This window comes from Bordetella muralis (genome assembly GCF_054781015.1).
Genome location: NZ_BAAGVF010000011.1, coordinates 1 through 23,433, shown reverse-complemented (window position 1 = coordinate 23,433; position 23,433 = coordinate 1). Strand labels below are relative to the sequence as shown.

The window sequence follows — 23,433 nt, the reverse complement described above, 5'->3', positions numbered from 1 at the left end:
CCTTCTCTTCCGGCGCTGCATCGATCTGGTCGTAGCCGCGGGCTTCGCCCCCGAACTTCGTCGACAGCACGGTCGTGATCGCCGCCGTCAACGTCGTTTTGCCGTGGTCAACGTGACCAATCGTACCCACGTTCACGTGCGGCTTGGTACGTTCAAACTTGCCTTTTGCCATGATCTCTATCCTTTGACTTTCAAGGAAACTGGGATGATTGCCGCGCCTCGTGAGATAGTCGAGACGCGGCGACGGTATTTACTTTACTTTGCCCGAGCGGCGATGACTTCGTCAGCGACGTTCTTGGGAGCTTCGGAGTAATGCTTGAATTCCATGGTGTACGTGGCACGGCCTTGCGTCAACGAACGCAAGTTCGTGGCGTAACCGAACATCTCGGCCAGAGGAACCTCTGCCTTGATGGTCTTGCCACCGCCAACCATGTCGTCCATGCCTTGGACCATGCCGCGACGCGAGGACAGATCGCCCATCACGGTACCGGCGTAGTCTTCCGGGGTCTCGACTTCAACAGCCATCATGGGCTCGAGCAGCACGGGGCTGGCCTTGCGCATGCCGTCCTTGAAGGCCATCGAACCGGCCATCTTGAACGCGTTTTCGTTCGAGTCAACGTCGTGGTACGAACCGAAGAACAGCGTGACCTTGACGTCCACCACCGGATAACCGGCCAGGATGCCCGAAGGCAGCGTTTCCTGGATGCCCTTGTCAACCGCAGGGATGTATTCGCGAGGAACCACACCGCCCTTGATGGCGTCGACGAATTCGTAGCCACCACCCGGCTCGAGGGGTTCGAGCTTGAGCACCACGTGACCGTACTGACCACGACCGCCCGACTGCTTGACGAACTTGCCTTCGACTTCGTCGCAGGTCTTGCGGATGGTTTCGCGGTAGGCCACCTGGGGTTTGCCCACGTTGGCTTCCACGCCGAACTCACGCTTCATGCGGTCGACCAGAATTTCCAGGTGCAATTCGCCCATACCGGAAATAATGGTCTGGCCGGATTCTTCGTCGCTGCGCACGCGGAACGACGGGTCTTCCTGGGCCAGGCGCGACAGGGCCAAGCCCATCTTTTCCTGGTCAGCCTTGGACTTGGGCTCAACAGCCTGCGAAATCACGGGCTCGGGGAACTCCATGCGCTCGAGCAGAATGTGGGAATCCACATCGCACAGCGTCTCGCCAGTGGTCACGTCTTTCAGACCCACCACAGCGGCGATGTCGCCAGCCAGAACTTCCTTGATTTCTTCGCGGTTGTTGGCGTGCATCTGCAGCAGACGGCCAACGCGCTCTTTCTTGCCCTTGATCGGGTTGTAAACGGTGTCGCCCGACTTCAGGACGCCCGAGTACACACGCACGAAGGTCAATTGACCCACGAACGGATCGCTCATCAGCTTGAATGCCAGCGCCGACAGCTTTTCGCCGTCGTCAGCCTTACGCGAAACAGCATTGCCTTCGTCATCCTGACCATCGACCGGCGGAATGTCGATCGGGGAAGGCAGGTAGTCGATAACAGCGTCCAACATACGTTGCACGCCCTTGTTCTTGAAGGCAGTGCCGCACAGCATGGGCTGGATTTCGCCAGCGATGGTGCGTTGGCGAATGGCGGTGTTGATTTCGGCTTCGTCGAGCGTGCCCGATTCGAGGTACTTGTTCATCAGTTCCTCGGTGGACTCGGCAGCGGCTTCGACCAGCTTTTCACGCCATTCGTTAGCAACGCCTTCGAGTTCAGCCGGAATGTCGACGTAGTCGAACTTCGTGCCTTGGCTGGCTTCGTCCCAAATGATGGCCTTCATCTTGACCAGGTCGATGACGCCCTTGAAGGTGTCTTCGGCACCGATTGGAATCACGATAGGTACAGGATTGGCACGCAGACGCGTCTTCAGTTGGTCGTAGACCTTGAAGAAGTTGGCACCGGTACGGTCCATCTTGTTGACGAAAGCCAGGCGGGGCACGCCGTACTTGTTGGCTTGACGCCACACGGTTTCAGACTGCGGCTGCACGCCACCCACGGCGCAGTACACCATGCAGGCACCGTCGAGCACGCGCATGGAACGTTCGACTTCAATGGTGAAGTCCACGTGTCCCGGGGTGTCGATGATGTTGATGCGGTGCTCGGGGTAGTTGCCGGCCATGCCGCGCCAAAACGCCGTCGTAGCAGCGGACGTGATGGTGATGCCACGCTCTTGTTCTTGCTCCATCCAGTCCATGGTGGCTGCGCCATCATGCACTTCGCCAATTTTGTGGTTGACGCCGGTATAGAACAGGATACGTTCAGTCGTGGTGGTTTTCCCTGCATCGATGTGCGCAGAGATACCAATGTTGCGATAGCGCTCGATCGGGGTTTTGCGGGCCATGGTGGGTTAGTCCTTAAATTACCAGCGGAAATGGCTGAAGGCCTTGTTGGCCTCGGCCATCTTGTGCGTGTCTTCGCGTTTCTTCATTGCGGCGCCGCGGCCTTCCGCAGCGTCGATCAATTCGCCAGCCAAGCGCAGATCCATCGATTTTTCGCCGCGCTTTTTGGCGGCCTCACGCAGCCAACGCATTGCCAAGGCCAGGCGGCGCACGGGGCGCACTTCAACCGGCACTTGGTAGTTGGCACCGCCCACGCGGCGGCTCTTGACTTCGACGATCGGCTTGATGTTGTTGATCGCCAGGCTGAAAACCTCGATCGGCTCTTTGCCGGTCTTGGTTTGGACTTGCTCGAGGGCACCATAGACGATGCGCTCGGCGACGGCCTTCTTGCCGTCCAGCATGACGACGTTCATGAACTTGGCGAGTTCGACGCTGCCGAACTTGGGATCGGGCAGAATCTCGCGTTTGGGTACTTCGCGACGACGGGGCATGTTGCTTCCTTGTGTCTGTTCAGTTGAACCGAGTCTTGTGACACGGCCATGGCCACCCAATAAGGCGGCCCCTTACGTGCCGCGCACCGTCCTGAATTAGAGGTTGGCGCGGTTGCACTGTTTCGGCGGCGCTTGCGCGCAACCGGGGGTACTGCTGAAACTGTGGTGAGTAAGGCTTGATTAGGCCTTTTTCGGGCGCTTGGCGCCGTACTTCGAGCGAGCCTGCTTACGGTCTTTGACGCCTTGCAGGTCGAGCGAACCACGAACGATGTGGTAACGCACACCCGGAAGATCCTTTACACGACCGCCACGCACCAGAACCACCGAGTGTTCCTGCAGGTTGTGGCCTTCACCGCCGATGTACGAGATAACCTCGTAGCCGTTGGTGAGGCGAACCTTTGCGACTTTACGCAAAGCGGAGTTCGGCTTCTTGGGGGTGGTGGTGTACACGCGAGTGCACACGCCGCGACGTTGCGGGCAGTTTTCGAGCGCGGGGCTCTTGCTCTTGATGATGCTGACTTCGCGCGGCTTGCGCACGAGCTGGCTAATGGTAGGCATGACCTTTGAAATCCCTTTTACGTACCACTGGTAAGTACTTGAAGTACTCGTGTCTCTGGCGGATCGCCCCAAGAGGGCCGGCACACCAGTGAGAGGCAGTTCACGCAAAACCGCCTCAAACGTTTCTTACGTAAAAGAGCGGGTCTTGCAGACAAAACGCACAAAGGCCACCAGTCGTGGAATTGGCAAACCTTTATACGCGAATAAAGCAGTAAGCCCGTCAGCATAACCCAGAAGACGGCCCATGTCAAAGACTCCTGTATATCGACATGGAGCCCAATGAAAGGAACGCTAATTTACCGAGTACCGTACGACGGATTGATGACAGCTCACGCTTGCAGAGGTTTTTATCGGCCGGTCGTCCGAAGCGCTCTGGGATAGACGCGGACGCAAGACAGCCAGCCGAGGACGGCGCTTTTTTTATTGATCGGCGAACAGATAGCCGCTGCCATAGACGGTACGAATCGGCAGAATGACCCCTGCCAGCTCGGCTTTGCGCCGTAAACGGCTGACGATGACGTCGATGCTGCGCGAACCGCCGACCCGAGGGGTGGTGCCGGCAGCGCCGTCGAGATGCTTGTTCAACTCGGCCCGTGCGACTGCCTGCCCCGTCGCCTCCAGCAAGGTGCGAACGATATGGCGCTCGTTGGCGGACAGCGAAATGGAGACGCCCGAAGGTGCCATCAACGTCCAGTTCTGGTCGCGCAGTTCCCAGCTTCCGGTGGGATGGTTCGTCGCGACCGGTTCGGCGGTGTTGTCCGTCGCCGCTTGGGTGCGGCCGGGCAGCCGGCGACCAAGCGCCATCAGAACGCCAACGAGCTCACGGATGTCAAACGGGGACACCAGACATGCATCTGCGCCACTTTGCAGGCAGCGCAAACGGTTTTCCACCTGGAGATTGGTGCCCAACGCCACAACCCCCAGCGTAGGGGAAGTGCGTAAACGCGACACCAGGGCGTAACCGATCTCATCGAGCTCGCCAATGTCCAGGACGGCGGCATCGTAACCCCCGGCTCCCAGTTGGCCGAATAACTCGAGAGGCGTAGCGCAGCCGTGGGCGGCGATACCCGCTTGTTGCATGGCCGCAACTGATTTCCCGCAGGCAATCGAGTCGGGCATCATGATTAGGACTTTCAACTGCTTCATAGTGAAATTTCCAGATCCACCCCGGAACTCCTGCCCCCGCAGCCGACCTGCACGTATTGATAAGAATGTCGACAGTGTGGCGCCTTATTGCGCAAAACCTTAGTCAAGATTCGTCAACTTTGCGGTACTTAACATTCACACTGCTCGGCATTAGAGCAATAGTGTATCCCGCGGTATCATTCACGCTGTACGTGGGTTTTCACGTACTCGGAGCGGCAACGCGCCCCGCCGTAGAATTTAATGCAGCCAAGGGCTCCCTCACCTCAAACTCACTATGCAGATTGCCTCGCTGGAAGACGACCTGGACCAGGCCCGGCATATTCAGCAGGTTCTTGTTTCTGCTGGGTATACCTGCCATAGCTATCAGAACGGCCGCGACTTGTTGGCCGCTCTGCGCAGCCAGTCCTTCGACCTTATCTTGCTCGATTGGCAAGTCCCGGACATTGCCGGCGACGAGGTCTTGAGACATATACGCGCCACATTGGGCATGCAGATCCCGGTGATTTTCGTCACCAGCCGCACCCTCGAACAGGATCTGGTCGAAGGCTTGCAAGCTGGCGCCGACGACTATGTGGTCAAACCGCTACGTCCCGCCGAATTGCTGGCGCGCGTAAGCGCGTTGTTACGACGCTCGCAGGCAGCCTTGCCCGTGCCAGGGCCTTTTTCCGTGGCTGACTATCGTATTGACCCGGCGACCCGGTCGATTTCGCTGCGCGATCAAACGGTAACCCTTGCCCCGAAGGAATTCGAATTGGCTCAGCTCTTCTTCCGGAATGTGGGCCGGCTATTGTCACGCGATGTGCTCGCCGAAAGCGTGTGGAACCGTGAAATTCCCGCCACATCCCGGACGTTGGATACCCATTTGTCGAACATACGGCAAAAATTGCGGCTTCACCCGGAAAATGGGGTCCGATTGGTATCGTCATATGCCTTGGGTTATCGCCTGGAATTGATTGACGGCAATACAACAGTGTCCCCGGCCACTATCTAAGTAAGTACAACGGGCCGGGTATGTTCCCGAAAATTGATAAGTATTGCCCGCTTTTCATCGGAGAGTTTTCCACATGATATGGCGCTTTATCCGCCTGCTTGCCACATGGAGCGCGCTCGCTGTCAGCCCATTGGTCATGGCCCAGCCTGCGGGTGCGCTTGGCGATGATTTTGTCTACCGCATCCGGTCCGGCGATACGTTGATTGACTTGGCCAATCTTTACACGCGCAATAGTGCAAACTGGACAATATTGCAAAGCCACAACGCGGTCGGCGATCCCCTGCGCCTGGTGATAGGTTCGGAGTTGCGGATTCCTTTTGCATTGATTCCCGAAATCCCGGCGCCCACCACTGCAATGCACGTTAGCGGCCAGGCACAGGTCGACGGCATTCCCCTGCGTACAGGAATGTCCCTCAACGAAGGCGCCACGGTAACAACGGCTTCCGATGGGTTTGTTACCTTGCAGCTATCGGATGGCACCAAAATCACGCTACCAAGGGGGAGCGCGACGCAATTGGAACGTCTGCGCCAATTCGAAGGGGCCGCGCTGACTGACTCGATCTTGCACGTGGAGCAAGGCGAAGTCGATTCACACGTTGCGCCGTCGGGCCAAGGGGTAGGAAGATTCGAGATCCGCACGCCCGTCGCAGTCATGGGCGTGCGAGGCACCCGTTTTCGAGTACAAACAGCAGGCCAAGGCGCTCGCAGTGAGGTCCTTGAAGGCAGCGTACGCGTGAAGACATCGTCTGCTTCGAGCCAGCCCGTCGCCCTGTCCTCTGGCTATGGTGCGGCCATTGGCGCCAATGGAGCCCTCAATGTCCAACCACTCTTGCCCGCTCCCCAGCTTGGCCCCCCACAACGGGCGGGCTCCGGCCTATGGACGGCGCCCTTTTCTCCCGTACCGGGAGCCGTCGCATATCTGGTGCAGGTGTCTCGTGACCCGGAAGGTCTGGAGCTAACGTCGTCAGAGCAATTTGATAGCGCCGATATCCGCTTTGCAGCGCGCCGCCCCGGGACTCACTACGTGGCCGTACGCGCGATCGACGCAGCCGGCTTGGGCGGACGCGACGCCTATCTGGCATTTGAGGGCGCCAACGCGCTCATGTCCGCCTCGGGCCAGCCGATCATGCTTGGCGACGGTGGTGTGGTCACACTGACCGACTATTGAACGTCTGAGCGCCGCTCGAACCATGCCGATCAATAGAATAGATATCCGGCTCGAGCGCTCATACTTACGCCTGTTGCTCGGCGTCTCATTGGTGGCGTTTACGGCTTTGCTGGGCTGGCTTAATGGACTGGGGCGCCTGGATCAGCTGATCTACGACCGCGCTATTTCGCTGATCAATCGCCCTGCTCCAACCGATGTATTGATCGTCACGATTGACGACAGCGCTATCAATACCTTGGGGCGCTGGCCTTGGCCGCGCTCCTTACATGCCATGTTGCTGGAGCGCCTGCAGACTGCGCGTGCGGTGGGCTTGGATATCGTTTTTTCCGAATCCAACGTCCAGCGCACAGAAGACGACCGACTGTTGGTCAATGCCGTCCAACGGCATGGGCGTGTTGTATTGCCGATTGTCCTGGATAACCTTGACCGTCCTACCCGCGCGGAGCTGCCTCTGGCCTCGCTTGCCCAGGCTGCCGCCGGCTTGGGCTATATCAATGTCGATCCCGACGACGATGGTGTCCTCAGGCGCACGACATGGGCACGCAACACCGGAAATCTGCCATGGCATCAATTTGCGCTGACCATGTTGGAGGTAGGTGGTGATGCCCCGCAGGTGCGCCGCTTCTTGCCGCAATTACCGCCTGACGCCACGACGTTGATTCCGTATGCAGGTCCGCCAGGACATTTTCAATCCGTCTCGTATCTGGCGGTCTTGCGCGGCCAGGTTCCACCAGAAGCGATAAAGGATAAGTACGTCATCGTCGGCGCGTGGGCGACAGGCTTGGGGGATGTCTTTCCTTCACCGGTATCGCACAACACCAGCGGCATACAGGGCGTAGAGGTCATCGCCAACCTGCTGCAAGCGGCCCGCGAAGGGTCCATATTGGTACCGGCTCAGACTTGGCAAACAGCCCTGGCCGGCGCTATTCCCGTATTACTGTTGTGCCTGGCACTGCCCAGGTTGTCGCCTCGTCAGGCAATCCTGTGCAGTGCCGCCCTGCTCGGCGCGATTCTGGTCAGCACAATCGCCATCCTGTTTTTGTGGAACATATGGATCCCGCCCACTGCAGCACTACTCGGCGTCGCCCTCAGCTATCCGATATGGAGCTGGCGCAGCCAGGAAGCCGCACTGCGCTATATGAGCCGGGAAATGAAGCGGCTGCGCGTCGAGTACCCACCTGTACTCGACGAAACGACTCATTCCTTCGAGCACCGTATCGGACGTTCGCTGGATCATCACGTCCATGAGCTCGACCGCACGCTGACTCATGTACGTAACTTGCGCCGTTTTGTCGAGGATGGCCTGGACGGCATGCCCGACGCGACGATGGTGATCGACAAAAAAGGCCGGCTGCAATACAAGAACCGTCCCGCCGATGTGTATTTTGTACAACTCGGGATCCGGCTGCCCCGTATCGGACAGACTATCGCGCCAGCCCTCGAGCAGGCGTTTATCGCCCCTGCAACGCGCCAAACCGTACGCCAGGCACTGCTGCCTCCCGCCGACAACGATCAAGCGACTGACGGAACAAAAGACACCGAAACCGCGGCGGCTCGTACCAGCGTCGAAGTCCGCGATCGCGCAGAACATGATCTATTGATCCGCTGCGCGCCCATCCGCACGGCGCAAGGCGCTTATGCCGGTATGGTTGTCACGCTGAGCGACATCAGTACTGTGCGCCAGGCCGAACGTCAACGTGAGGAAACCCTGCGATTTATTTCTCACGATATGCGGGCCCCTCAAAACTCCATCCTGGCGCTCGTGGAGCTCGCGACAAAACCGCAGCAGACTGCGTCCGGGGCTGCCGATTCCCGCGTTGAGCAGACAGGACAACGCCCAGCCCCCCTGGTGCACGATGGCCAGCAAGGCGCGACAGATCACCCGCCTGCCCAAACGCTAACTCGTATTGCGCATCTGGCCAATCGTACCCTAAGGCTGGTGGACGACTTCATTCAGCTCAATCGTGCTGAATCCATGAGCATCGCCCGCGATCGGCTGGATCTTGTGGCCATGCTGCACGAGATCTCCGATGATTTCTGGGCCGCTGCACAAGCCCGCGCCATGACCCTGGACGTGCACTCATCTGTGCCTGTTGCCCTGGCGTATGGCGACTCGACACTTATCCTGCGCGCGCTCAGCAACCTGATCGACAACGCTCTCAAATATAGCGCCGACAACAGCACGATCCATGTGCGTCTTTCGCCCGATGCGGACACGTGGGCCATTGACATTCAGGACACCGGCCCTGGCATCGCGGTCGAGGATCAGGCACGCTTGTTTGAACCTTTTTTCCGCACGAAAACGGTACAAGACTCCACCACCGAAGGCTCGGGACTCGGCTTGGCTTTTGTGCACGCAGTCGCACAGCGCCATGGCGGCAGTGTTACGTTGAAAAGTGAGCTTGGCGTTGGCTCACGATTTACGTTCCGTTTGCCGGTAGGAACCGTCAGCGAAACAGATGCGTAATCACCGCAGGTTTGCCGGCGGTCACGACGAGTGTCGTGTTGTAGGGCGGCTGTGCGCTGTTGCGTATCGTCACCGCGTATTTACCCGGGCGCAACATGACGGTTTTTAACGGCGGGGTGACGCCGCGTGATACCCCATCAATCACGATCTCTCCCCATGGCCGTACATTAATGCTCACCCGCACGGGAGCCGGTGCCCTGCGCTCGGGTTTTACCGTAGCCGCTACTGGCGCAGTCGGAGTGACGGATGCCGTCGCGGTGGTATTGGGCTCATCGCCCTTATCCCCACTGGACGGTACCAGGAACCTTGGCGTCAAGTCAGGCGCTCGCGCTATCTGCAAACGAGATTCGGCAGACACGCGCTCGCCGCTCTCCATCGACTGCGATCGAGGCGCCGATGTCGGTTGTGTGGCAGACGAGGCGGTTTTTGCATCCGAACCACTTACCGCCAGTTCTGAATGCGTGATGACGGGCTCCGGCCCGCCGGACAAACGTCCCCACCAATACACAGCCACGCCCAGCGTGGCGATACCCAGCAGCACCGCCTGGATCACGGCCCGCAACGACGGTCCACGCGCAGGCCCACTATTACCGGCGTGGACAGACGATGGCAGCGGTGCAACCGTTTCTGCCGCGGGTTCGAATGGTTGCACCAATCTGGGCAAGGCCAGGAGTTCGGCGTAGGCCTGCATGGTCTGCGGCCGATCTGCCGGATTGATCGCCAGCCCGGCATCGATGGCTCGCAGAAAAGTGTCTGAGTACTTGCTGATTCCCAGCGTCTGCAATGGCTGATGTGTGTCCGCAACGCGGCGTTCGGCCGCTGGAGGCGGCTGTTGGCCTGCCACCAGAGAATAAGCGACGGCGCTCAACGCATAGACGTCTGTCCAGGGGCCTCGCGGCCAATCGGCGGATTCGGTATACAGCTCAAACGGGGCATAACCTGGCGTCAGCGTTCGAGGTCTCGACGAAGGTCCGTTCTCTGCCGAGAGGGCCATTAAATGCGCCCGGCCCGACTCGTCCAATCCGACCGAATGAACAGAAATGTCTCCGCAGATTCGGCCGGCCCGGTGCAATGCCTCGAGTTCAGGAATCAGTTCGGCAATAATGCGTTGAATACGTCCTTGGGGAACCCCGCCCGCAATCGTGGCGGCGATCGCGCTCAGCGGTCGATGTGCAAGTGGCGCGGCGCCGGCAAAGGGCCCGCGCGGTGTCGAAAAACCCGCAGAGGAAAGCATGGAAGCACTAAACGAGAAAGACGATCCTGTATAACAACATGTCGTTGCCCCTGTACTTGCCTGCCTATGATACGCGGCAAGCCGAGGGTGTTACGTTTTATAACGCCAATTATCAGTTAAAAGCACTTTTTGTGCATGACAGCACCCGCTATTAACGCATACAGCGGATATTATCCGAGCATCCTCCCGGTAGCGTTTCATAATCGATACGCCCGGAACAGGATGTGACGTTCCTTTTTACACCGGCATAGGCTTAATCGTTCATGAAGACTCGTGCTTTCTTGCCCATTTCGCTTTGCATCCTGGCCCTTCTTGGCGGTTGTGCCGGGATGGGGAAACTCAGCGAAGGCCCTCCTTCGCAGGCCGCACAGGATGCGTTAACGCAGGTTCAACAACAGTACTCCGCAGGCCAATACGGCACCGTCATCCGTACCGTAGCGACTTCCGACGATATTGCGACGGCGCCTAAATCGCTACGCATTGAGGCCTACAAATTGCAGGCTTTCAGTTATTGCGTACGCAATTATGCCCAACTTTGCGAAGAAACTTTCGTACGAATTTTGCAAATAGATTCAGATTTCACGCTGGCTCCCAATGAAGCCGGTCATCCGCAGTGGGGCCCCGTCTTTACGTCCGCCCAAGCCCGGTTCAATAAGTAATGTGACCGCGTAAAAGCAAAAACGGCCGCTGATTATTCAGCGGCCGTTTTTGCTTGAGCGCCGGCAGGTATTTAACCTGTCGACGCTCGTTGGCACCAAATTCGCCGTTAGACGGCAGAATTCTCGTCACCAGCACCTGACTGCGGTGCATCGGAAGCATCGCCCGACGCGCCCACCTCAGCGGCAACCGGCGCATCCTCGAAGGGATTCGCCTGCTGCCGTGCGGCTTCGCGCTCGGCGGCTTCGAGAGCTTCCTTGTCCTTGCGGGCAATGTGGTACGCCAGACCCGTACCTGCGGGGATCAGACGGCCAACAATGACGTTTTCCTTCAGACCACGCAGATCGTCGCGCTTGCCCATGATGGCGGCTTCGGTCAGGACACGCGTGGTTTCCTGGAACGATGCAGCCGAAATGAACGAATCCGTCGACAGCGAGGCCTTGGTGATACCCAACAGCACGTTGTCATACGTGGCTGGACGCTTGTCTTCGGCGGTGACGCGATCGTTCTCGTTCAACAACTCGGAACGCTCGACTTGCTCGCCCGGGATGAACTCGGTGTCGCCGGCATCGACGATGTTCACACGGCGCAGCATCTGACGAACAATCACTTCGATGTGCTTGTCGTTGATCTTCACGCCCTGCAGACGGTAAACGTCCTGCACTTCGTCGACGATGTAGGTCGCGAGCTTTTCGATACCCTGCAGACGCAGGATGTCGTGCGGATCGGCCGGGCCGTCAACAATCATTTCGCCCTTGTTCACCACCTGACCGTCGTGCACCAGCACCTGTTTTTCCTTGGGAATCAGGAACTCGTGGCTGACGCCTTCCAGGTCGGTAATGACCAGACGCTGCTTGCCCTTGGTGTCTTTACCGAACGACACGGTACCCGTGACGTCGGCCAACATACCGGCATCCTTGGGTGAACGGGCTTCGAAGAGCTCGGCCACACGCGGCAGACCGCCGGTAATGTCGCGAGTCTTTTGCGATTCCTGAGGAATACGCGCCAGCACTTCACCCACGGCAACCTGCTGCCCGTCACGCACGGTGATCAGCGCACCCACCGGGAACGAAATGTTCACCGAGTGATCGGTACCCGCGATCTTGACGTCTTCGCCATTGTCGTTGACCAGTTTGATCTGCGGACGCATGACGACTTTGCCGCCGCGCGTCCTGGGCGTGATCACAACCAGCGTGGACAGACCAGTGATTTCGTCGACCTGCTTGGCAACGGTAACGCCTTCTTCGATGTTCTCGAAGCGCACGGCGCCGCCGTACTCGGACACGATCGGGCGCGTCAGCGGATCCCACGTCGCCAGACGGGTACCTGCCTTGACGGCTTCGCCATCACCAACTAATACGGTTGCACCGTACGGGATCTTGTGACGTTCGCGCTCGCGGCCGTTGTCGTCGTAAATCGCCAATTCGCCCGAACGCGAGATCGCCACACGCTCGCCCTTGGCGTTGGTGACGTAACGCATGGTGCTGGCAAAACCGACTTTACCGTTGGACTTGGTTTCGACGGCGCTGGCCAGGGCCGAACGCGATGCCGCACCACCGATGTGGAACGTACGCATCGTGAGCTGCGTGCCCGGTTCACCGATGGACTGAGCAGCGATAACACCCACTGCCTCACCCACGTTGACGTGCGAACCACGGCCCAGATCGCGGCCATAGCAGTGCGCGCACAGACCATGACGCGTTTCGCAGGTCAGCGGCGTGCGGACCTTGACTTCGTCCACACCGATACGATCGATCAGATCGACCAGATCTTCGTCCAACAGCGTGCCTGCGGTGATCGCGGTTTCCTGCGTGTCAGGATTGACCACGTCAATCGCGGCAACACGGCCCAGGATACGATCGCGCAGCGGTTCGATGACTTCACCGCCCTCGACCAACGCCTTCATGGAGTAGCCTTGGCTGGTGCCGCAATCGTCTTCGGTGATCACCAAGTCTTGCGTCACGTCGACCAGACGGCGAGTCAGGTAACCCGAGTTTGCCGTCTTCAGTGCGGTATCGGCCAAGCCTTTACGTGCACCGTGAGTCGAGATGAAGTACTGCAGAACGTTCAGACCTTCGCGGAAGTTCGCAGTAATCGGCGTTTCGATAATCGAACCGTCCGGCTTGGCCATCAGGCCGCGCATCCCTGCCAACTGACGAATCTGGGCTGCGGAACCACGAGCGCCCGAGTCGGCCATCATGTAGATCGAGTTGAAGGATTCCTGGCGGACTTCTTCGCCGTGACGGTTGGTCACGGGCTCGGTCGCCAGTTGCTCCATCATCGCCTTGCCGACCTTGTCGCTGGCCTTGCCCCAGATGTCCACAACGTTGTTGTAGCGCTCTTGAGACGTCACCAGACCCGACGAGTACTGCTTGTCGATTTCTTTGACTTCGCGGCTGGCTTCGGCCAGGATGCCTTCCTTGGCTTTCGGGATCAGCATGTCGCCCATGGCGATGGAAATACCACCACGCGTGGCCAGGCGGAAACCCGATTGCATCAGCTTATCGGCAAAGATCACCGTGTCGCGCAAACCGCAACGGCGGAACGACTGGTTGATCAGGCGCGAGATTTCTTTCTTCTTCAGTGCCTTGTTCAGCACCGTGAAGGGCAGGCCCTTGGGCAGGATTTCCGACAGCAGCGCACGGCCGACCGTCGTTTCGTGACGGCGCAGAACCGGTTGGAATTGACCTTGGTCATCGCGCTCGTGCTCGACCAGACGCACAGTGATGCGCGTCTGCAGCTCGACTTCGCCGTTATCGTAGGCACGCTGGACTTCGGCCACGTCGGTAAAGAAGATGCCTTCGCCCTTGCCGTTGATACGCTCGCGAGTCGTGTAATACAGACCCAACACGATATCCTGCGACGGCACGATTGACGGTTCGCCGTTGGCCGGGAACAGCACGTTGTTCGATGCCAGCATCAGCGTACGGGCTTCGAGCTGGGCTTCCAGCGACAGCGGCACGTGAACAGCCATCTGGTCACCGTCGAAGTCGGCGTTGAATGCCGCGCAAACCAACGGGTGCAGCTGGATGGCCTTGCCTTCGATCAGCACCGGCTCGAACGCCTGGATACCCAAACGGTGCAGCGTGGGCGCACGGTTGAGCATCACCGGGTGTTCGCGAATGACTTCTTCGAGGATGTCCCACACCACGGGCTCTTGGCTTTCGACCAATTTCTTGGCAGCCTTGATGGTCGTGGCCAGACCCATCATCTCCAGACGATTGAAGATAAAGGGTTTGAACAGTTCCAACGCCATCAGCTTGGGCAGACCGCACTGATGCAGCTTGAGCTGCGGACCCACCACGATGACCGAACGGCCCGAGTAGTCGACGCGCTTGCCCAACAGGTTTTGACGGAAACGACCGCTCTTACCCTTGATCATGTCGGCCAGCGACTTCAGCTGGCGCTTGTTGGCGCCAGTCATGGCCTTGCCGCGGCGACCGTTATCGAGCAGCGAGTCGACGGCCTCTTGCAGCATGCGCTTTTCGTTGCGCAGGATGATTTCGGGAGCCTTCAGCTCGAGCAGACGCTTCAGACGGTTGTTGCGGTTGATGACGCGGCGGTACAGATCGTTCAGATCCGAGGTCGCGAAACGGCCGCCGTCCAGCGGCACCAGCGGGCGCAGATCCGGCGGCAGCACCGGCAAGACTTCCATGACCATCCATTCGGCTTTGATGCCGGACTTCTGGAAGCCCTCGAGGACTTTCAGACGCTTGGAGATCTTTTTGATCTTGGCTTCGGAGCTGGTGGCCTTCAGTTCGCCGCGCAGTGTTTCGACTTCGCGATCGATATCGATGGTGCGCAGCAATTCGCGCACGGCTTCGGCACCCATCAGGGCGCTGAAGTCGTCACCGTATTCTTCGGTCTTTGCCAGGAAGTCATCGTCCGACATGATCTGGCCGCGCTTGAGCGGCGTCATGCCAGGTTCAATCACGCACCAGGCTTCGAAATACAGCACGCGCTCGATGTCGCGCAGCGTCATGTCGAGCACCATACCCAGGCGCGACGGCAGGCTCTTCAGGAACCAGATGTGCGCGACCGGGCTGGCCAGCTCGATGTGGCCCATGCGCTCACGGCGCACCTTGGCTACGGTGACTTCGACGCCGCACTTTTCGCAGATGACGCCGCGATGCTTCAGACGCTTGTACTTGCCGCACAAGCATTCGTAGTCTTTGATCGGGCCAAAGATCTTGGAGCAGAACAGGCCATCGCGTTCGGGCTTGAACGTACGATAGTTGATCGTTTCGGGCTTACGGACTTCACCGTAAGACCACGAACGGATTTTCTCGGGCGACGCGATGCCGATCTTGATGGCATCAAACTGCTCGTCTTGCGAGACTTGCTTGAATAGGTCGAGTAGCGCTTTCATTAGTTACGCTCCAAATCCATGTCCAGGGCCAACGAGCGGATTTCCTTGACCAGCACGTTGAACGATTCCGGCATACCGGCATCGATGACGTGATCGCCCTTGACGATGTTTTCGTATACCTTGGTGCGGCCCGTGATGTCGTCGGACTTCACCGTCAGCATTTCTTGCAGGGTGTAGGCGGCGCCGTATGCTTCCAGCGCCCACACTTCCATTTCCCCGAAACGCTGGCCACCGAACTGCGCCTTACCACCCAGCGGCTGCTGAGTCACCAGCGAGTACGGGCCGGTCGAACGCGCGTGCATCTTGTCGTCGACCAAGTGGTGCAGCTTCAGGTAGTGCATGTAGCCCACAGTCACCGGACGCTCGAATTGCTCGCCGGTACGGCCGTCGAACAGCCATGCCTGAGTGCGCGAATCCGTCAGCTTCATGCGTTTGGCAACCTCATCGGGGTACGCCAATTCCAGCATCGTGGTGATTTCTTCCTCGGTGGCGCCGTCAAACACCGGCGTCGCGAACGGCACGCCGTTCTTGAGGTTGCGCGCCAACTCCATGACTTCGTCATCGGTCAGGGTGTCGAGGTGTGCGCTGGTACCAGTGGTGTTGTACACCTTGTCCAGGTATTCACGCACGTTCTGCACCTGCGCCGTACGCTCATCACGCAGCATGTCGGCGATGCGATGACCCACGCCCTTGGCAGCCCAGCCCAAGTGAACCTCGAGCACCTGCCCGACGTTCATCCGGGACGGCACGCCCAGCGGGTTCAGCACGATGTCGGCAGGCGTACCGTCGGCCATGTGCGGCATGTCTTCGACCGGGGTAATACGCGAGACCACACCCTTGTTGCCGTGACGGCCGGCCATCTTGTCGCCAGGCTGCAAACGACGCTTGACAGCCAGGTAGACCTTGATCATCTTGAGCACGCCCGGGGGCAGCTCGTCGCCTTGCGTGAGTTTCTTGCGCTTTTCTTCGAAAGCCAGATCGAATTGATGGCGCTTTTGCTCGAGCGATTCTTTGGCCTGCTCCAGCACGACAGCGTGAGGCTCATCGGCCAAACGGATGTCGAACCACTGCCAGCGGTCCAGATCAGCCAAGTATTCCTTGGTGATGCTGGCGCCCTTGGCGAGCTTGCGCGGACCGCCGTTGACGGTCTTGCCGACCAACAGCTTTTCGATACGATCGAACTGATCGTTTTCAACGATGCGCAGCTGGTCATTCAGGTCTTGGCGATAACGGCGCAGTTCATCGTCGATGATGGACTGAGCACGCTTGTCGCGCACGATGCCTTCACGCGTAAACACCTGGACGTCGATCACCGTGCCGACCATGCCCGAGGGCACGCGCAGCGAGGTGTCTTTCACGTCGGACGCTTTTTCACCGAAGATGGCGCGCAGCAGTTTTTCTTCCGGCGTCAGTTGGGTCTCGCCCTTAGGCGTGACTTTACCGACCAGCACGTCATCGGCAGTGACTTCGGCACCGATGTAAACGATGCCGGAATCATCCAGGCGATTCAGCTGGGTTTCGGCCAGGTTGCTGATGTCGCGGGTGATTTCCTCAGGTCCGAGCTTGGTGTCACGCGCAACAACCGTCAGTTCCTCGATGTGGACCGAGGTGTAGCGGTCATCAGCCACAACCTTTTCGGAGATCAAGATCGAGTCTTCGAAGTTGTAGCCGTTCCAGGGCATGAACGCGATCAGCATGTTCTGACCCAGAGCCAATTCGCCCAGGTCGGTCGATGCGCCATCGGCCAGCACGTCACCCTTGGCGACCTTGTCGCCGCGAGCCACGATGGGACGCTGGTTGATGTTGGTGTTCTGGTTGGAACGGGTGTACTTGATCAGGTTGTAGATGTCGACACCGACTTCGCCAACGACGTTTTCGTCGTCGTTGACACGAATCACGACACGCTCGGCGTCAACGTGGTCGACCACGCCGCCACGCAAGGCCTGCACGGTCGTGCCCGAGTCGACAGCCACCGTACGCTCGATCCCGGTACCCACCACGGGTTTCTCGGGACGCAAGCAAGGCACGGCCTGACGTTGCATGTTGGCGCCCATCAGTGCACGGTTGGCGTCATCGTGCTCCAGGAACGGAATCAGCGATGCAGCGACCGACACGATCTGCGACGGCGCAACGTCCATGTAGTGCACGTTGGCGGGAGCCGTCAACATGGTTTCGCCGGCTTCGCGGCAAGCCACCAGGTCATCGATGAAGCGGCCTTCGTCATCCAGCGCGGCGTTAGCCTGCGCGATCACGTAGTTGCTTTCTTCGATGGCGGACAGGTAGTCGATCTGGTCGCTGACCTTGCCGTCGATGATCTTGCGGTAAGGCGTTTCCAGGAAACCGTACTCGTTCAGACGAGCGTACAGCGCCATGGAGTTGATCAGACCGATGTTCGGGCCTTCCGGCGTTTCGATCGGGCACACGCGGCCATAGTGCGTGGGGTGCACGTCACGGACTTCGAAGCCCGCGCGCTCGCGCGTCAGACCGCCCGGGCCCAGAGCGGAAACACGACGCTTGTGCGTGATTTCCGACAGCGGGTTGGTCTGGTCCATGAACTGCGACAACTGGCTCGAACCGAAGAACTCCTTGATGGCAGCCGAGATCGGCTTGGAGTTGATCAGGTCGTGCGGCATCAGGTTTTCGGTCTCGGCCTGGCCCAGACGTTCCTTGACGGCACGCTCGACACGCACCAGACCGGCGCGGAATTGGTTTTCGGCCAATTCGCCGACGCAACGCACACGGCGGTTGCCCAAGTGATCGATGTCATCGATCTGGCCACGGCCGTTACGCAGCTCGACCAACACCTTGATGGTTTCAAGAATGTCTTCGTTGGTCAGCGTCATCGGACCGGTGATGTCCTCGCCACGGCCCAGACGGCTGTTGACCTTCATACGGCCAACGCGCGACAGATCGTAGGTTTCTTCGCTGTAGAACAAACGCTGGAACAGAGCCTCGACGGCGTCCTCGGTGGGAGGTTCGCCAGGACGCATCATGCGGTAGATAGCCACACGCGCGGCCATCTGGTCCGCGGTTTCGTCGGTACGCAGCGTTTGCGAGATGTACGGACCACGATCCAGGTCGTTGGTGTACAGCGCCTGGAAATCCAGAACATTGGCCGCACGCAGTGCGCTCAGCACGCTTTCGGTGATCTCGTCGTTGGCATGTGCCACGACCTCGCCGGTATCAGCGTCGACGATGTTCTTGGCCAGCACGCGGCCATACAGGAATTCTTCAGGCACGGAAATGCGCTGGATGCCGGCGGCAGCCATGTCGCGCAAATGCTTGGCGTTGATGCGCTTGTCTTTTTCGACGATCACGGTGCCGTCACGGCTCGTGATGTCGAAGCGCGCCATTTCGCCTTTCCAACGCTCGGGCACGAACTCAATCATGCCGCCTTCGCTCTTCAACTCGAAATTGTCGAAGTCGAAGAAGTGCGCCAGGATCGATTCCGGCGTCATGCCGATGGCCTTGAGCAAAATCGTCACGGGCATCTTGCGACGACGGTCGACACGGAAGAACAGGACGTCCTTCGGATCGAATTCGAAGTCCAGCCACGAACCGCGGTAAGGAATCACGCGGGCCGAGAACAGCAACTTGCCGGAGCTGTGCGTTTTGCCGCGATCATGTTCGAAGAACACGCCGGGCGAACGGTGCAGCTGCGAAACGATGACACGCTCGGTGCCGTTGATGACGAAAGAACCCGTGCCCGTCATGAGCGGAATTTCGCCCATGTAGACTTCTTGTTCCTTGACTTCTTTGATGGTTGGTTTGCTGACTTCGCGATCCAGCAGCACCAGGCGCACCTTGGCACGCAACGGTGAAGCGTAGGTCAGACCGCGCTGTTGGCATTCCTTGACGTCGAACACCGGCTCGCCAAGCACGTAGCTGACGAATTCCAAGCGCGCCATTCCGTTATGGCTGACAATCGGGAAAATCGACGAAAACGCCGCCTGCAGACCGTCGCTGTCGCGCTCGGATGGAACGGTGTCCGCCTGCAGGAAAGTTAGGTAGGATTGAAGCTGAGTCGCCAGCAGAAAAGGAACGTTTTGAACGTCTTCACGCTTAGCGAAGCTTTTGCGGATGCGCTTTTTTTCGGTGTACGAGTAAGGCATGAGCACTCCGACTCGAGGGGTTGCATGGGCCGTCAACCACGGCCCCAGGTGATACGACTCCAGAAAACCCCTCTGTAAAGGGCACCCTGCCAGCAGGGGTTTCCTGGAAACGCAAAAGCCCGGGGACGGCAAACTGCGCTGTCCCCGGGCAGTTGACGCAAGGTCTTACTTGACTTCGACCTTGGCGCCAGCTTCTTCCAGCTTCTTCTTGGCGGCTTCGGCGTCAGCCTTGGCGATGCCTTCCTTGACGGGCTTCGGAGCGCCGTCGACCAGGTCTTTGGCTTCCTTCAGACCCAGGCCGGTCAATTCACGGACGGCCTTGATGACGCTCACCTTGTTGGCGCCGGCTTCAGCCAGCACAACGGTGAATTCGGTTTGCTCTTCAGCAGCGGCAGCAGCGCCACCAGCAGCGGGAGCAGCCACAGCCACAGCGGCGGCAGCAGCCGACACGCCAAACTTCTCTTCCATTTCCTTGATCAGCTCGGACAATTCGAGCACGGTCATGCCAGCGATGGCGTCAAGGATTTCAGCTTTGTTAAGTGCCATTTTTCAGAACTCCAAAATTGGATAAATGCCAGGTTGGTTGTCGCTCGGTCGTTCAGCGAATTCCGTAAGGGGAGGCTTACGCCGCCGCCTTTTGATCGCGCACAGCGGCGAGGCCACGGGCGAACTTGGTCGGAACTTCGTTGAGCGTACGCACGAATTGCGCGATCGGGGCTTGCATGGTGCCCAGCAGTTTCGAGAGCAACTCTTCGCGCGAAGGCATGGTGGCCAAAGCCTTCACGCCGTCTTGGTTCAGCAAGTTGTTGGGCAATGCGCCCGCCTTGATGACCAGCTTGTCGTTGCTTTTCGCGAAACCAGCGAGGACCTTGGCCGCCGATACCGGATCTTCGCTGATACCATAGATCAGCGGACCGGTCAGCTGTTCGGACAACGGCTCGAAAGCCGTGCCGGAAACAGCACGACGGGCCAGCGTGTTTTTCAGAACACGCAGGTAAACGCCCGATTCACGCGCAGTTTTGCGCAGTACGGTGACAGAGGCGACGTCCAGACCACGATACTCGGCGATAACAATCGATTGGGCCTTGGCAACAGCGGCCGAGACTTCCTCGATTACTACCGCTTTCTCTTGACGATTGAGACTCACGGTTTGAACACTCCATCAAAAGACGCCTGGGGCCTTATGGCCTTACGCGTCAACCGAATGCGGCGCCTGGTTGAGTTCTTCGGGTAAAGAAATCTTCCTGGGGACGCCGTCTACGCTGGATCCAGACTCGTTAGCTCTGGGATTAAGCAGGACATCGACGGTACAGCTGCCGTGTCCTGCTCCAGCGGTCTTTGACAGCAGCATCCAGCAAAATTGCCGGATGCGGCCCAAAGTACGTTATGCCAGCAGCGATTAGGCTGCGAGCGAAGCTACTTCCACGCGAGCACCGCCGCCCATGGTGGACGAAACGGCGAGCTTGCGCAGGTAAATACCCTTGGCGGCAGCGGGGCGAGCCTTTTGCAGGGCGTCGACCAGAGCAGCCAAGTTGGATTGCAACTGTTCCACGCCGAACGAGGCGCGGCCGATGGTGGCGTGAATGATGCCAGCCTTGTCGGTACGGTACTGAACCTGACCGGCCTTGGCGTTTTTCACGGCGGTGGCGACGTCAGGCGTCACGGTGCCGACCTTGGGGTTGGGCATCAAGCCACGGGGACCCAGGACTTGGCCCAGGGCACCCACGACACGCATCGTGTCGGGCGAAGCGATGACCACGTCAAAATCGATCTGGCCACCTTTGATGCGCTCGGCCAGGTCGTCCAGGCCCACGATGTCAGCGCCAGCAGCGCGGGCGGCTTCGGCCTTGTCGCCTTGGGCGAACACGGCGACGCGCACGGACTTGCCGGTGCCAGCGGGCAATACCACCGAACCACGTACCAATTGGTCCGATTTCTTGGGGTCGATACCCAATTGAACAGCCACGTCGATGGACTCATCGAACTTGGCGGTAGCGGTTTCCTTGACCAGGGTCAGGGCTTCGCTGACGGGATACAGCTTGGTGCGATCGATCTTTTGAGCGATAGCAGCGGCGCGTTTGGACAGTTTTGCCATGATTAGACCCCTTCAACCGTGATGCCCATGCTGCGGGCGCTACCAGCGATCGTGCGAACGGCGGCTTCCAGGTCGGCCGCGGTCAGATCGGGTTCCTTGGTCTTGGCGATTTCTTCAGCCTGGGCGCGCGTCAGCGTACCGACCTTGTCGGTATGGGGCTTGGACGAGCCCTTTTGAACGCCAGCAGCCTTCTTGATGAGGACCGTCGCAGGCGGGGTCTTCATGATGAAGGTGAAGCTCTTGTCGGCGAAAGCGGTGATCACCACCGGAATCGGCAGACCGGGCTCCATGCCTTGGGTCTTGGCGTTGAACGCCTTGCAGAATTCCATGATGTTCAGGCCACGCTGACCCAGAGCCGGGCCAATCGGGGGGGAGGGGTTAGCCTTACCAGCTGGGACTTGCAGCTTGATAAAGCCGACGATCTTCTTCGCCATGCTTTGCTCCTTACGGGTTCAAACGCCTGCCACCATTGGCGGCGGGCTCCCCGGGGTTAAAAATCAGGTCTTTTCGACCTGGCTGAAATCGAGTTCGACAGGCGTCGCGCGACCAAAAATGGTGACGGACACACGGACTTTGCTCTTTTCGTAGTTGACTTCTTCGACGTTGCCGTTGAAGTCCGCAAACGGACCTTCTTTCACGCGAACCATCTCGCCAACCTCGAACAGAATCTTGGGGCGGGGTTTCTCGACGCCCTCTTCCATCTGGGAGAGGATCTTTTCGACTTCTTTTTCAGAAATCGGCGTGGGACGATTGCCCGAGCCACCCAAAAATCCGGTGACGCGGTTGGTGTTTTTCACCAAGTGCCAGGTTTCGTCGGTGAGGTCCATCTCGACCAGGACATAGCCCGGGAAAATGCGACGCTCGGTGATCGATTTCTGACCACCTTTGACTTCGACGACTTCTTCCGAAGGCACCAAAATACGGCCAAACGACGTCTGCAAGCCCGCGCGCTCAATGCGCTCGTTCAAGGCTTTGTGGACGCTTTTTTCCATGCCTGAATACACATGGACGACATACCAGCGCTTACTCATTTGGCGTCCTTATTTCCAGCCCAGCAACAGGCCGTAGAGTATCCATTCGATGCCCTTGTCGAGCACCCACATCAACAATCCCATCACCGCGACAAAGGCAAACACGATGCCTGTCATCTGGGTGGTTTCCTTGCGCGAAGGCCACGTAACCCGTTTGGCTTCGTTGAAGGACTCGCTGGCGAAACTGAGGGTGCGGCGACCAGGCTCACTGAACCAGGCGATCACAGCGGCGATCACCAATCCCCCGACAAATACGCCGATACGGGCGACCATAGGCTGTGCACTCAGCACCGAGAAGCCCACGATGCCAGCAATGATAACGAGAACAGCCAACCCAAGCTTGATGCGGTCGGCGGTACTGGTTACGGTTTCTACGCTGGTATTAGACATTTTGCGACGCGAGCCGGCCGTAATGCGCGACTGGCGGTGATCTCCCGGCGAATTTAAGAGCGAGCGGGGTTGAAACAAACAGGGCCAAGTTGGTCACGAATGACTGCAAACGTGGCAGGGGCAGTAGGAATCGAACCTACAACCTTCGGTTTTGGAGACCGACGCTCTGCCAATTGAGCTATACCCCTAGACTCTTGCGAGTGATGCATGGCAACTTGCGGAACCATACATAGTACTACTTTTTTGACAAACATGGGAAGCGGGCCCAAAAGGGCCAGCTTCCCGGTACTGAATACTGCAGACCTTAGGCGATGATCTTGGCGACGACGCCGGCGCCGACGGTACGGCCGCCTTCACGGATAGCGAAG

General features: G+C 58.9%; 18 protein-coding genes and 1 tRNA gene. 4 read left to right on the top strand and 15 right to left on the bottom strand.

The window, feature by feature from the left end; genetic code table 11:
* From ACYVIT_RS26435 to ACYVIT_RS26415, 5 genes are all read right to left on the bottom strand, one after another.
* A partial coding sequence (locus ACYVIT_RS26435) for a GTP-binding protein (RefSeq protein ID WP_460478297.1) occupies window positions 1-172 on the bottom strand: 172 nt, incomplete at its 3' end.
* Between the two features lie 83 nt (window positions 173-255).
* The gene (gene fusA / locus ACYVIT_RS26430) at window positions 256-2,358 is read right to left on the bottom strand and encodes an elongation factor G (RefSeq protein WP_415806902.1); all 2,103 of its coding nucleotides are present in this window, start codon (window positions 2,356-2,358) and stop codon (window positions 256-258) included.
* Between the two features lie 18 nt (window positions 2,359-2,376).
* Window positions 2,377-2,847, bottom strand: a complete 471-nt coding sequence (gene rpsG / locus ACYVIT_RS26425; protein ID WP_050450091.1) for a 30S ribosomal protein S7 — start codon at window positions 2,845-2,847, stop codon at window positions 2,377-2,379.
* Between the two features lie 180 nt (window positions 2,848-3,027).
* A complete protein-coding gene (rpsL, locus tag ACYVIT_RS26420) occupies window positions 3,028-3,405 on the bottom strand; it encodes a 30S ribosomal protein S12 (RefSeq protein WP_005017264.1) in 378 nt (125 codons plus the stop codon).
* A 420-nt stretch (window positions 3,406-3,825) separates the two neighbouring features.
* On the bottom strand, window positions 3,826-4,551 hold the full coding sequence (locus tag ACYVIT_RS26415) for a response regulator transcription factor (protein ID WP_415806901.1): 726 nt from the start codon (window positions 4,549-4,551) through the stop codon (window positions 3,826-3,828).
* 274 nt (window positions 4,552-4,825) lie between these two features.
* On the opposite strand from ACYVIT_RS26415, the gene ACYVIT_RS26410 reads away from it, so the two are divergent.
* From ACYVIT_RS26410 to ACYVIT_RS26400, 3 genes are all read left to right on the top strand, one after another.
* Window positions 4,826-5,542 (top strand): response regulator transcription factor, encoded by a 717-nt coding sequence (locus ACYVIT_RS26410; RefSeq protein WP_415806900.1) that lies wholly within the window; start codon window positions 4,826-4,828, stop codon window positions 5,540-5,542.
* 73 nt (window positions 5,543-5,615) lie between these two features.
* Window positions 5,616-6,710 carry a FecR family protein gene (locus tag ACYVIT_RS26405; protein WP_415806899.1) on the top strand — a complete coding sequence of 365 codons (1,095 nt, stop codon included), beginning with the start codon at window positions 5,616-5,618 and terminating at the stop codon, window positions 6,708-6,710.
* A 22-nt stretch (window positions 6,711-6,732) separates the two neighbouring features.
* Window positions 6,733-9,177, top strand: coding sequence for a CHASE2 domain-containing protein (locus ACYVIT_RS26400; RefSeq protein ID WP_415806898.1), 2,445 nt, complete (start codon window positions 6,733-6,735; stop codon window positions 9,175-9,177).
* Here ACYVIT_RS26400 and ACYVIT_RS26395 read toward each other — a convergent pair.
* A complete protein-coding gene (locus tag ACYVIT_RS26395; protein ID WP_415806897.1) occupies window positions 9,158-10,411 on the bottom strand; it encodes a serine/threonine-protein kinase in 1,254 nt (417 codons plus the stop codon). The two genes, ACYVIT_RS26400 and ACYVIT_RS26395, sit on opposite strands and share 20 nt — an antisense overlap.
* 263 nt (window positions 10,412-10,674) lie before the next feature.
* Between ACYVIT_RS26395 and ACYVIT_RS26390 the strand changes: the two genes are divergently transcribed.
* Complete coding sequence (locus tag ACYVIT_RS26390) at window positions 10,675-11,070, top strand: TssQ family T6SS-associated lipoprotein (protein WP_415806896.1); 396 nt, start codon at window positions 10,675-10,677, stop codon at window positions 11,068-11,070.
* A gap of 107 nt (window positions 11,071-11,177) precedes the next feature.
* On the opposite strand, the gene rpoC is transcribed toward ACYVIT_RS26390, so the two are convergent.
* The 9 genes from rpoC to ACYVIT_RS26345 form a co-directional block, all read right to left on the bottom strand.
* Window positions 11,178-15,437, bottom strand: coding sequence for a DNA-directed RNA polymerase subunit beta' (gene rpoC, locus ACYVIT_RS26385; RefSeq protein ID WP_415806895.1), 4,260 nt, complete (start codon window positions 15,435-15,437; stop codon window positions 11,178-11,180).
* Complete coding sequence (rpoB, locus tag ACYVIT_RS26380; protein WP_415806893.1) at window positions 15,437-19,549, bottom strand: DNA-directed RNA polymerase subunit beta; 4,113 nt, start codon at window positions 19,547-19,549, stop codon at window positions 15,437-15,439. The genes rpoC and rpoB overlap by 1 nt, the downstream gene beginning before the upstream one ends.
* Window positions 19,550-19,714: 165 nt before the next feature.
* A complete protein-coding gene (gene rplL / locus ACYVIT_RS26375) occupies window positions 19,715-20,095 on the bottom strand; it encodes a 50S ribosomal protein L7/L12 (protein ID WP_094823944.1) in 381 nt (126 codons plus the stop codon).
* Between the two features lie 76 nt (window positions 20,096-20,171).
* Window positions 20,172-20,696, bottom strand: a complete 525-nt coding sequence (rplJ, locus tag ACYVIT_RS26370; RefSeq protein WP_415806892.1) for a 50S ribosomal protein L10 — start codon at window positions 20,694-20,696, stop codon at window positions 20,172-20,174.
* A gap of 252 nt (window positions 20,697-20,948) precedes the next feature.
* Window positions 20,949-21,644: a 50S ribosomal protein L1 gene (rplA, locus tag ACYVIT_RS26365; RefSeq protein WP_415806891.1), complete on the bottom strand. Its 696-nt coding sequence runs from the start codon at window positions 21,642-21,644 to the stop codon at window positions 20,949-20,951.
* A gap of 2 nt (window positions 21,645-21,646) precedes the next feature.
* Entirely contained in the window at window positions 21,647-22,078 is a 432-nt protein-coding gene (rplK, locus tag ACYVIT_RS26360; protein WP_415806890.1) for a 50S ribosomal protein L11, read from the bottom strand.
* Window positions 22,079-22,141: 63 nt separating this feature from the next.
* The gene (nusG, locus tag ACYVIT_RS26355; protein ID WP_006389586.1) at window positions 22,142-22,675 is read right to left on the bottom strand and encodes a transcription termination/antitermination protein NusG; all 534 of its coding nucleotides are present in this window, start codon (window positions 22,673-22,675) and stop codon (window positions 22,142-22,144) included.
* A gap of 9 nt (window positions 22,676-22,684) precedes the next feature.
* A complete protein-coding gene (gene secE, locus ACYVIT_RS26350; protein WP_094823948.1) occupies window positions 22,685-23,065 on the bottom strand; it encodes a preprotein translocase subunit SecE in 381 nt (126 codons plus the stop codon).
* Between the two features lie 112 nt (window positions 23,066-23,177).
* Window positions 23,178-23,253: transfer RNA gene (locus ACYVIT_RS26345), tRNA-Trp, on the bottom strand.
* Window positions 23,254-23,433: the final 180 nt, after the last annotated feature.

Coding starts and splice junctions, on each gene's coding strand:
- fusA (WP_415806902.1), bottom strand. CDS start 2,358: ATGGCCCGCAAAACCCCGATCGAGCGCTATCGCAACATTGGTATCTCT.
- rpsL (WP_005017264.1), bottom strand. CDS start 3,405: ATGCCTACCATTAGCCAGCTCGTGCGCAAGCCGCGCGAAGTCAGCATC.
- ACYVIT_RS26405 (WP_415806899.1), top strand. CDS start 5,616: ATGATATGGCGCTTTATCCGCCTGCTTGCCACATGGAGCGCGCTCGCT.
- rplL (WP_094823944.1), bottom strand. CDS start 20,095: ATGGCACTTAACAAAGCTGAAATCCTTGACGCCATCGCTGGCATGACC.
- secE (WP_094823948.1), bottom strand. CDS start 23,065: ATGTCTAATACCAGCGTAGAAACCGTAACCAGTACCGCCGACCGCATC.
- rplK (WP_415806890.1), bottom strand. CDS start 22,078: ATGGCGAAGAAGATCGTCGGCTTTATCAAGCTGCAAGTCCCAGCTGGT.
- ACYVIT_RS26415 (WP_415806901.1), bottom strand. CDS start 4,551: ATGAAGCAGTTGAAAGTCCTAATCATGATGCCCGACTCGATTGCCTGC.
- rpoC (WP_415806895.1), bottom strand. CDS start 15,437: ATGAAAGCGCTACTCGACCTATTCAAGCAAGTCTCGCAAGACGAGCAG.
- ACYVIT_RS26400 (WP_415806898.1), top strand. CDS start 6,733: ATGCCGATCAATAGAATAGATATCCGGCTCGAGCGCTCATACTTACGC.
- ACYVIT_RS26410 (WP_415806900.1), top strand. CDS start 4,826: ATGCAGATTGCCTCGCTGGAAGACGACCTGGACCAGGCCCGGCATATT.
- ACYVIT_RS26390 (WP_415806896.1), top strand. CDS start 10,675: ATGAAGACTCGTGCTTTCTTGCCCATTTCGCTTTGCATCCTGGCCCTT.
- rpsG (WP_050450091.1), bottom strand. CDS start 2,847: ATGCCCCGTCGTCGCGAAGTACCCAAACGCGAGATTCTGCCCGATCCC.
- rpoB (WP_415806893.1), bottom strand. CDS start 19,549: ATGCCTTACTCGTACACCGAAAAAAAGCGCATCCGCAAAAGCTTCGCT.
- ACYVIT_RS26395 (WP_415806897.1), bottom strand. CDS start 10,411: ATGCTTTCCTCTGCGGGTTTTTCGACACCGCGCGGGCCCTTTGCCGGC.
- rplA (WP_415806891.1), bottom strand. CDS start 21,644: ATGGCAAAACTGTCCAAACGCGCCGCTGCTATCGCTCAAAAGATCGAT.
- nusG (WP_006389586.1), bottom strand. CDS start 22,675: ATGAGTAAGCGCTGGTATGTCGTCCATGTGTATTCAGGCATGGAAAAA.